General features: G+C 69.7%; 8 protein-coding genes and 2 pseudogenes. 5 read left to right on the forward strand and 5 right to left on the reverse strand.

The window, feature by feature from the left end; all coding sequences use genetic code 11:
- Both J1M38_RS11795 and J1M38_RS11800 read right to left on the reverse strand, forming a co-directional pair.
- Nucleotides 1-1088, reverse strand: a pseudogene (locus tag J1M38_RS11795) (conjugal transfer protein); the annotation flags it as partial.
- Nucleotides 1085-1312, reverse strand: a complete 228-nt coding sequence (locus J1M38_RS11800) for a hypothetical protein (protein WP_206450597.1) — start codon at nt 1310-1312, stop codon at nt 1085-1087. The pseudogene J1M38_RS11795 and the gene J1M38_RS11800, both read right to left, overlap by 4 nt.
- A 262-nt stretch (nt 1313-1574) precedes the next feature.
- Here J1M38_RS11800 and J1M38_RS11805 point away from each other — a divergent pair, with 262 nt between their 5' ends.
- Both J1M38_RS11805 and J1M38_RS11810 read left to right on the forward strand, forming a co-directional pair.
- On the forward strand, nt 1575-2381 hold the full coding sequence (locus tag J1M38_RS11805; protein ID WP_206450596.1) for a hypothetical protein: 807 nt from the start codon (nt 1575-1577) through the stop codon (nt 2379-2381).
- A gap of 398 nt (nt 2382-2779) precedes the next feature.
- A complete protein-coding gene (locus tag J1M38_RS11810) occupies nt 2780-3685 on the forward strand; it encodes a replication protein RepA (RefSeq protein WP_101966132.1) in 906 nt (301 codons plus the stop codon).
- 52 nt (nt 3686-3737) lie between these two features.
- On the opposite strand, the gene J1M38_RS11815 is transcribed toward J1M38_RS11810, so the two are convergent.
- The 3 genes from J1M38_RS11815 to J1M38_RS11825 form a co-directional block, all read right to left on the reverse strand.
- Nucleotides 3738-4364, reverse strand: a complete 627-nt coding sequence (locus tag J1M38_RS11815) for a hypothetical protein (RefSeq protein ID WP_206450841.1) — start codon at nt 4362-4364, stop codon at nt 3738-3740.
- Between the two features lies 1 nt (nt 4365).
- Entirely contained in the window at nt 4366-5289 is a 924-nt protein-coding gene (locus tag J1M38_RS11820; protein WP_206450842.1) for a ParA family protein, read from the reverse strand.
- A 184-nt stretch (nt 5290-5473) separates the two neighbouring features.
- Complete coding sequence (locus J1M38_RS11825; protein WP_031943868.1) at nt 5474-5770, reverse strand: helix-turn-helix transcriptional regulator; 297 nt, start codon at nt 5768-5770, stop codon at nt 5474-5476.
- Between the two features lie 144 nt (nt 5771-5914).
- Between J1M38_RS11825 and J1M38_RS11830 the strand changes: the two genes are divergently transcribed.
- The 3 genes and pseudogenes from J1M38_RS11830 to J1M38_RS11840 form a co-directional block, all read left to right on the forward strand.
- A complete protein-coding gene (locus J1M38_RS11830; RefSeq protein WP_206450843.1) occupies nt 5915-6619 on the forward strand; it encodes an SAF domain-containing protein in 705 nt (234 codons plus the stop codon).
- Entirely contained in the window at nt 6616-7440 is an 825-nt protein-coding gene (locus tag J1M38_RS11835; RefSeq protein WP_206450844.1) for a hypothetical protein, read from the forward strand. The genes J1M38_RS11830 and J1M38_RS11835 overlap by 4 nt, the downstream gene beginning before the upstream one ends.
- Nucleotides 7437-8170: pseudogene (locus tag J1M38_RS11840) on the forward strand (hypothetical protein); the annotation flags it as partial. The gene J1M38_RS11835 and the pseudogene J1M38_RS11840, both read left to right, overlap by 4 nt.

Consider the following 8170-nt stretch of genomic DNA (forward strand, 5'->3'; position numbering starts at 1 on the left):
ATAAGAGACAGCTGAGGGGCTGAGGTGTCGATCAGGGGGGCCGGGTCGAGGGAGGTCACCTCCCATCGGCCGTCGCGGAAGGTCACGGTGACCGGCACCGTCACGCCCATACGCGAGTTGCGCTCATCGGGCAGCTCTGCCTCCGCCTGGATCAGGGCGCGCACCGGGGTGCCAGGCTGGACGGATTCCAGGACCTGATCGGCGCGGATCTCCTGGATGAACAGGCGGGTGTAGGGGGCGGGGTCGATGGCGGCGAGCTTGTAACCGGGGGCCAGGAAGCGGGAGACATCCGAGCGGCCGGCGCCGTAGGCCTGGAGGAAGCCGTCGAGCATCTTTCCCAGGTCGGTGTCCGGGCCGACCCGCTGGGAGTAGTTCAGGGTGACGGGGTCTCCGTGAGCCGGCCCCGGCACCGGGGTGGGGTAGCCGATGACCTGCAACTGGCCGGGGGCCTGCTCGTGAACGGCCACTTGGTAGTACCGCAGCGTGTAGGGGACCGGCTTGGCGGTGACCCCAGCCGCCGGAGACGGACTGGCCGCGGACGGGGACGGCGACGGCGAGGCAGAGGACGTCGGCGAGGCGGTCGCCTGCTCCAGCAGGGACAGGCTCTTGGTCGCCTCCGCTCCCTGCGGAGCGCTCGGCGCCCCGGAGCGCTGCTCCACATGGGCGGCGACGGTCACGGAGGTGATGCTCGGGTCCTGGCCGCGCTGGACGCCGGCCACGGCGACGTCGCGCACGCCCAGCGGCTCCACGGGCAGCTGGGGGATCTTCGTGCCACCGATGTAGGGCTCCAGCAGGCTCTGGTCATCGCGGGTGGCACGCAGCCACGCCGAAACGTAGGACGTCGCCACGCCCTCGGCTGTGGACGTGTCGGGCACCTCCACCGTCGGCGCCGGCTGGGATGCCGTCGAAGCGGCCAGCACCACGGCCAGGCCGGACAGGCCCAGGCACAGCACCATCGCCCCGTAGAACCCGTAGAGCAGGACCCGGGAGGCCAGGCTGTTCACCTTGGACTTGGCCGGCGTCGGGCTGTTCTGCTCCGGCGCCTCCGCGGCGGGCTCGGTCTTCTTCTTGCGAGAGAGCAGCTTCACCGATCCTGCCCTCCCATCCGCCGGGCGATGAGGGTGGCCTCGCGCAGCTGGTCGGAGTCCAGGAGGCGACGCATCTCCTCCTGGCTGGCCTGGTCGAACGGCCGCGCACACAGGTCCGCCAGACCCGCCTCCAGGACGGCCTCGGCCTCCCGCATGGTCTGGGCCTCACGCACGAAGCTGGCCAGCTGCTCATCGGTCACGATCTCGGGGGTCTGCTCGGACATCACGGGGGCTCCTTGGACGGGCGATCTCTCACCGGACTAAAGGCCGCCCGCGGGAACCGATGTCCCTTCCTTGCGGGAACTTTTTCTCCGCCCCTCCCCCACATCCGCATGATTCCGCCGATCTCCTGCGGTCCAGGTTCTGGAAATCCAGACGATCGGCAGATCCAGATCCAGATCCAGATTCGTTTCCCGACCTGCTCGTTTGGCTGGTCAGTGACCCGTCCGGGACGCCCGGACACCACTGATGGAGGGACCGAGTCCGATGAGCACCACCACCTACGCCCCGACCGTGATCGACCGCCTGAACGCCGAGTGGGCCGTGCGCTACGCCGAGACCTCCCACCCCTGGCCTCACGGCGCTCAGACCGGCATCGAGCTCGTCCAGACGGTGGCCCGCAGCACCGTGGAGGTCCGTGAGCAGATCATGCGCGGCCTGCTCGAGCAGGCCGCGGTCGGCGACGAGGACTGCGCCCGCGCCGTCCTCCAGCTGATGCTGCCTCGCTTCACCCTGATCGCCGGCCGTCACACCCGCATGCGCATGGCCGCCATGCACGGAGACCACTCCGCCCGCGAGGAGGTCTCCGCCGCCGTCATCGCCGCAGCGTGGAAGTGGATCCGCAGGCCCTCCCTGCACCGGGCCGGCTCGTGCATCGGCAACCTCGCCATGGACGTGCTCAAGGACTCCCTGCTCGAGCGCAAGCTCTACGACGGCCAGTCCGACGTCGAGGCCCTGCCCTCCTGGCTGCCGCAGCTGGCCGAGGAGCCGGCCGACGATGAGGCCGCCGACAACGGCCGTGCCACCCGGGACCTGTGCGCCCTGATCGCCTGGGCTCGAGACAACGCCGTCTTCTCCAGCCGCGATGCCGCGGTCTTCCTGCGCTACCAGCTGGCCGACGAGGCCGAGCGCGCAGCCCTGAGCGACGAGTACGGCTACAGCGGCCGCGGCCTGTGCAAGCGCATCAACGTCCTGCGCACTCGCCTGACCCAGGCCGTGAAGGACTACGCCCTGGAGCGCAGCGAGCTGGCTCCCGACTACGCGGCCCTCATGGAGCAGGCCCCGGCCGCCTGAACCCCAGACCGCGACCACCTCACCGAACGGCTATCCACGGATGCACAGCGAAACCTCCCCCCACTACAGGAGGAATACATGTGGTTTTACTACATGGGGACCCTCCAGAATCGGTGCAATCATGCCGATTCTGACGGGGTGACTGTCACAAGATGCACACACTGGCCGTCACAAGATGCACGTGGATAACCTCCGGCCCGACCGGCGCACCGTCACAAGATGCACACACGCGATCGGCTTGATCCCGCCGATTTCGCCCCCAATCTGCGTCCACTCCGCCGACTATGAGCCCCCGTCACAAGATGCACGTGGATAACTCCCCGGCGACCGCAGTTCTCCACACCCGCTCCGTCCCCTCCACGCCCACCCGTCATCGGGTCCGAAAGGTCACCTCAGCCATGAACCACACGCCGGACATCACCTCCATCGACGCGGCCACGCGCCCGGCCCTCTCGCCCAGGCGCCTGCGGCTGCTCGAGCTCAGCGAGGAGATCGAGCAGAACCCCGGCGAGGTCGCCTTCTCCACCCGCATCTGGGCCCAGCTGAGCCTGCCCTACCGCGACCCCGGAGCCACGGTCCCCCACTGGAGCCGACGCAACGGAGACACCACCCTGACGCTCTCCCCCGGCCCGGCGGGCTTCCCCTTCGGCGTCCTGGCCCGCTCCCTGCTCACCTGGATGTCCACCGAGGCCGTGCGCACCCGCTCCCGCCACCTGGACCCCGGCCCCTCCCTGCGCGCGTTCCTCTCCAGCGTCGGCACCTACCCCTCCGGGGCGAATCAGCGCCGTGTGATGGACCAGCTCCACCGGCTCAGCACGACCTCGATCATCATCGAGACCAGCCGCGAGACGCCCGGCCGGCGCACCCTCAGCGGCCAGAACATGCACGTGGCCCACCGCTACGAGCTCACGTACCAGCGTGGGGCCGACCATGCGCGCATCGAGCTCAGCGAGCCCTACTTCGAGGAGGTCATGCGCTCCCCCGTCCCGGTCCTCTCCTCCGCCCTGGCAGCCCTGGGCGGCTCCCCCATGCGCATGGACCTCTACGTCTGGCTCTCCTACCGGATGTCCACGCTCCAGCGCACCACCACCGTCTCCTGGCGCCAGCTGGAGACCCAGTTCGGCGCCCAGTACGCCCAGCCGCGCCAGTTCAAGGCCGCCTTCTTGAAGAACCTCGAGCCCGTGAAGCTGATCTACCCCCAGGCGAAGGTGGCCGTGGTGGACTCCGGCCTGCGCCTGCACCCCTCCGCCACCCACGTCCCGCAGGCAGCCCACCAGCGCCCCCGGCACCTGCGCGTGGGCTGATGCACCACGAAGGGGGCGGCCCTGCCGGGCCGCCCCCCTTGCTCATGCCGGCTCAGCTCTTCGGCAGCCAGGCGTCGTAGACCGAGGCGACCATGGCGCTCCGGGAGGGGGCGCCCAGACGGGCCACCTGCTCATCCAGCCAACCCCGCTGCTCCTGATCCAGGCGCAGCTGCACCTGCACGCCCCCCTGGCCGCGCGCGGCACCTCGGCGCCCACGCGGCATCCCCCCGTCCCCACGCGGCTTGTGCCCGCAGGCCGCCCAGAGCTGATCGTCGCTGAGCTCGTCGAACGCGTCGATCAGCAGGTCCGTGTAGGTCCGATGCCGCTTGGCGGCCGCGGTCCGCAACCGATCCAGGACCGGGACGGGGAGGTAGACGGCCGTGTTGCGCACGACCAGCTCTTCCTCTTCGGGGACGTCCACACGGTCCAGCTCGACCACCTGCGCGCCTTCCTGCGGGACCGCGCGCCTCACGTCTGGCATCAGTTCCGGTGCGGTCTCTCGCGTGGCGACAAGCATCGTTTCCGGTGTGGTGTCCTGCGTGGATTCCGGTGTGGCATCTGGCGTGGTTTCTGGCATGGCGTATGGCACAGAGTCGACCTTCTCCGCCCGCTTCTTCTTGCCCCGGCCACGCGCGTTGAACACAGCGCCGAGTCCGTCTGCTCGATTGGGGGTCTCCATCTCAGGCGTCCTCCTCCTCGTCCCGGCCCAGAGCGCTCAGGCGTCCCAGAATCTCCTGGGCCAGTGCGGCGTAGTCCCCTGCCAGGCCATCCATGGTCGACGCATGGAAGGTCGAGGCTTCACCGGCCTTGATGCGCGCGAAGCGCTCTCGGTGAGCGCGGGCCACATCGCTCTCGAGCTCGTGCACCAGGCGTCCGCTCTTGCGCAGGTCCTGGGCGGCGCCGGCAGCGTGCCGAATACGGGCGGTGAAGACGGCCTCGTCGAAGGCCAGCCCCTGGAGCATCTGCTCGAGCGCCTGGCGGGCCTCTCGCTCGATCTTCACGGCGCGCGCCTCCACGTCGAACAGCGCCAGGCCCAACAGCTGCACGTCGGGGTTCGTGGTCTCGTGAACGGCCTGGAAGCGCTCGGCCGTCACAGCGACGCCGTCAAGGGAGCGGAGATCCGTCTTGGAGACGATGACCACGCCCTCGGCGACGCTGAAGGCGGCCTCGACCAGGGCGCGGTCTCCCGGGGGCGTGTCGATGACGACCAGGTCCCACTCCTCCATGACCTGGCTCAGGCTCCGGTGCAGAAGAGCCCCGAGGGGCGGGGCGTCGTAGCCGCGTGCCACCAGCAGGCTGATGATGTCGGCCAAACGAGGGCCGCCGCGAACGACGCCCAGGCCTGGGCGCATGGGATCCGTGGAGATCGGCAGCGGCGCCCCATCTTCGAGGGCTCGACGCAGCTCGATTCCGTCCGACTTCTCCAGACCGAGGTCGGGGGAGAGGTTGCCCTGGGGATCCAGGTCGATGGTGAGGGTGCGGATGCCGGCGGCCGCGGCCAGACCGGAGAGGTTGGCGACCAGCGACGTCTTGCCGGTACCGCCCTTGCCGTTGGCGACCGCCAGGACGCCTGGGATGGCGTATGAGCGCGCAGGGGTGGACATGAGGACCTCCTAGGTTCCCTGTGATCTGACTCCTCCAGTCTACTGCATCTCTCGGGAAATACCGAGAGATTTCCCGAAGTGTTATGGCGTGCAACTGGCATAGCGGACGGTTGGGGACTGGCGCGCATACGGCGGTGTTATGGCATGAACGGCACTCCGGATGTGGTGCCGGTATGGCATGAGGTCACCGCTCGACGATCGCGCCCAGGGCCTCGATCATCGCGCTGTAGGCCTCCCGGTTGAGGCGGTAGGTCAGGCGTCGACCCCGGCGCGCTTCGGAGGTGTCGCTGGAGGTCAGCAGGCCGGCCTCCTCGAGGGTGCGCAGGTTCAGGGAGAGGGTTGCGCGGGGGGTGTCCAGGGACGTGGCGAGGTCGTGGGCGCCGAGGCCGGGGGAGCGGGCGATCAGCACGAGGATGCGCATGCGCAGCGTGGAGTTGAACGCGACGACGGCCGTGTCGAGGGGGGATGCGGGGGCGCTCATGCAGAAATGTCTACCGTACAGAGGGACATGAGGGGGCGGTCCGGGCTTTATGTCTGGTGAAGGACCAAGCCACCTGCCATCACGGCTGGCAGGTTTGATACGCTCCCCGTGCAGTCCCCTCAGTAGCGAGAAAGGCAGGCCAAGGTGGCTCTGAGAAAGCGGTCGCCCAAGGTGACCCCCACCGAGAACCCGCGCGTCAGCGAGGCCGGCTCCAGCGCGGCGGCTCCCGTGGGCCGTCCTGCGCCGACGCCGGTGGCCAAGCGCCGCGTGGGCGGTGTGGCTGTCGCCGTCGCCCTGGCTGCCCTGGGCGGCCTCGGCGCGTTCGTGGGGACCCAGGCCAACGAGGCCAAGCCCTACCTGGTGGTGAACGCTCCCGTGGAGCGAGGGCAGAAGATCGAGTCCTCCATGCTCTCGTCCGTGCGCGTGGCTGGCGACCCCAGCGTGCTGGTCCCCGCGACCGAGGCCCAGCAGATCCAGGGGCAGGTGGCCACGACCGACCTCCAGCCGGGCAGCACCATCACGCGCACGTCCACGGCAACGTCCTTGGGTGTGGAGGACGGCGAATCGCTGGTGGGCCTGGCTCTGGAGGTCGGGCGCCTGCCTGCCCGGGAGATGGCCGCAGGAGATCACGTCCAGGTCCTCTTCACCCCGGGCAACCAGAACACCCAGGCCGGTGACGAGAACCAGAATCACGACCCCGTCGCGGCCGTGATCGAGGCCAGCCACCATGACCAGAACAGCGGGAAGACCACCGTGGATCTGCGCGTGAAGCAGGCCGACGCCCAGAAGGTCGCCACCTGGGGTGCCGCTGGCACCGCCAGCGTGATCATGCAGGGAGCGCAGAAGTGAGCATCCTGACCCTTGCGGCCTTCGGCGTCAGCCCGGGGGTGAGCACCACGGCCGTGGCCATGACGTTGCAGTGGCCGCGCCCTGTGCTGCTCGTGGAGGCCGACGTCAGCAAGCCCTCATCCGTGCTCGCCGGGTGGTTGCAGGGCAGCATGCCGGCCGACAGCGGCCTGATGGGCATCGCCCACAACTCCATGCGACAGGCCCTGACGGAGCAGGACATCTGGGACTACGCCGTCGACCTGGGAACGGGCCAGGACGCTGGCCAGCCTTCCCGCTGGCTCCTGCCCGCCATGTCCGAGCCGCTGGCCGCGCGATCCATGCGGGGCCTCTGGCCGGAGTTGATGATGGCTCTGCGCGCCGTCTCTGGCCAGGACATCGACGTGATCGTCGACGCTGGCCGCTCCGAGAACGCCCACGGCCGGGAGGCGCTCTGGCGCGACAGCGACCACCTGTGCGTCGTGGTGCGCAGCGACCTGGTCTCCGTGGCCGCGGCGCGTGCCTATCTGCCGGCCGTGCTGGAGGCCCGCGCCACCGCGGGGGCAGTGGACACGTCCTCCCTGCTCGTGGTCGAAGATCGAGCCCAGGAGTTCCCCTCCAAGGACATCTCCAAGGTGCTGGGCCTGCCGGTGCGTGGACGCCTTCCCCAGAGCCCGGAAGCCGGCGCTCACTTCGGCGGGGGCGCCCAGGCGACGTCCTGGAGGCTGCGTTCCTACACGCGGGCCATCGGTGCCGCCAACGCCTCCCTCGCGGACGCGCTGATGGCCCGCCGCCAGCTCATCGAGGCGGACATGCCCACCGAGACCGGAGGAGAGCAGCGATGAAGGATCAGACCCCCGACATGTCCCTGGACCTGCTCAACCTCCCGTTCCTGACCGAGAGCACCCCGGCCAAGCCGGCCCGGCCGTCCCTGATCCCCGCCTCCGCCGGCGCTCACCTGGCTCGCCCGCTGGGCACTACCCCGTCTCCCACCGATTCCGCTGAGCTACCCGGGCTGTCCCGGCCGCTGACTGCTGTGCCCGAGCCGGCACCGCAGGCCGAGCAGAGCGCCCCGGCCCGGCCGAGCAACACCACGGAGCTGACGGGCTTCTGGTCGATCGTCGACGTGCTGCGCGCCAAGGCCGTGGACTGGCACGCCGAGGAGACCGCCGACCGCATCGACCTGCCCGAGAGCGAGCTGCACGCCATGGGCTGGCGGCACATCGACCGCGCGATCATCGAGCAGATGCGTGAGAACGTGCAGACCGGCGGCCGCGACGCCGCATGGACTGCCGAAGAGCAGGCGGCACTGCGCCAGGCCACCTTCGATGCGATGTTCCGTCTGGGCCGATTCCAGGCACTCGTGGACGAGCCCGGGGTGGAGAACATTCACATGATCGGTTCCGACCACGTCTGGGTGGAGAAGGCCGGCGGCAGCATGGAGCGCCGCCCTCCCGTCTTCGAGACCGATGAGCAGATGATGGCCGAGCTCCAGTTCCTCGCCGCGAACGCGGGGGAGGAGTCCCGCCCCTTCTCTGCGGCCCACCCCGGGCTCGTCCACGAGTGCCTGGAATC

The sequence above is a fragment of the Micrococcus sp. KRD070 genome, from assembly GCF_017168435.1.
Lineage (GTDB): Bacteria > Actinomycetota > Actinomycetes > Actinomycetales > Micrococcaceae > Micrococcus > Micrococcus luteus.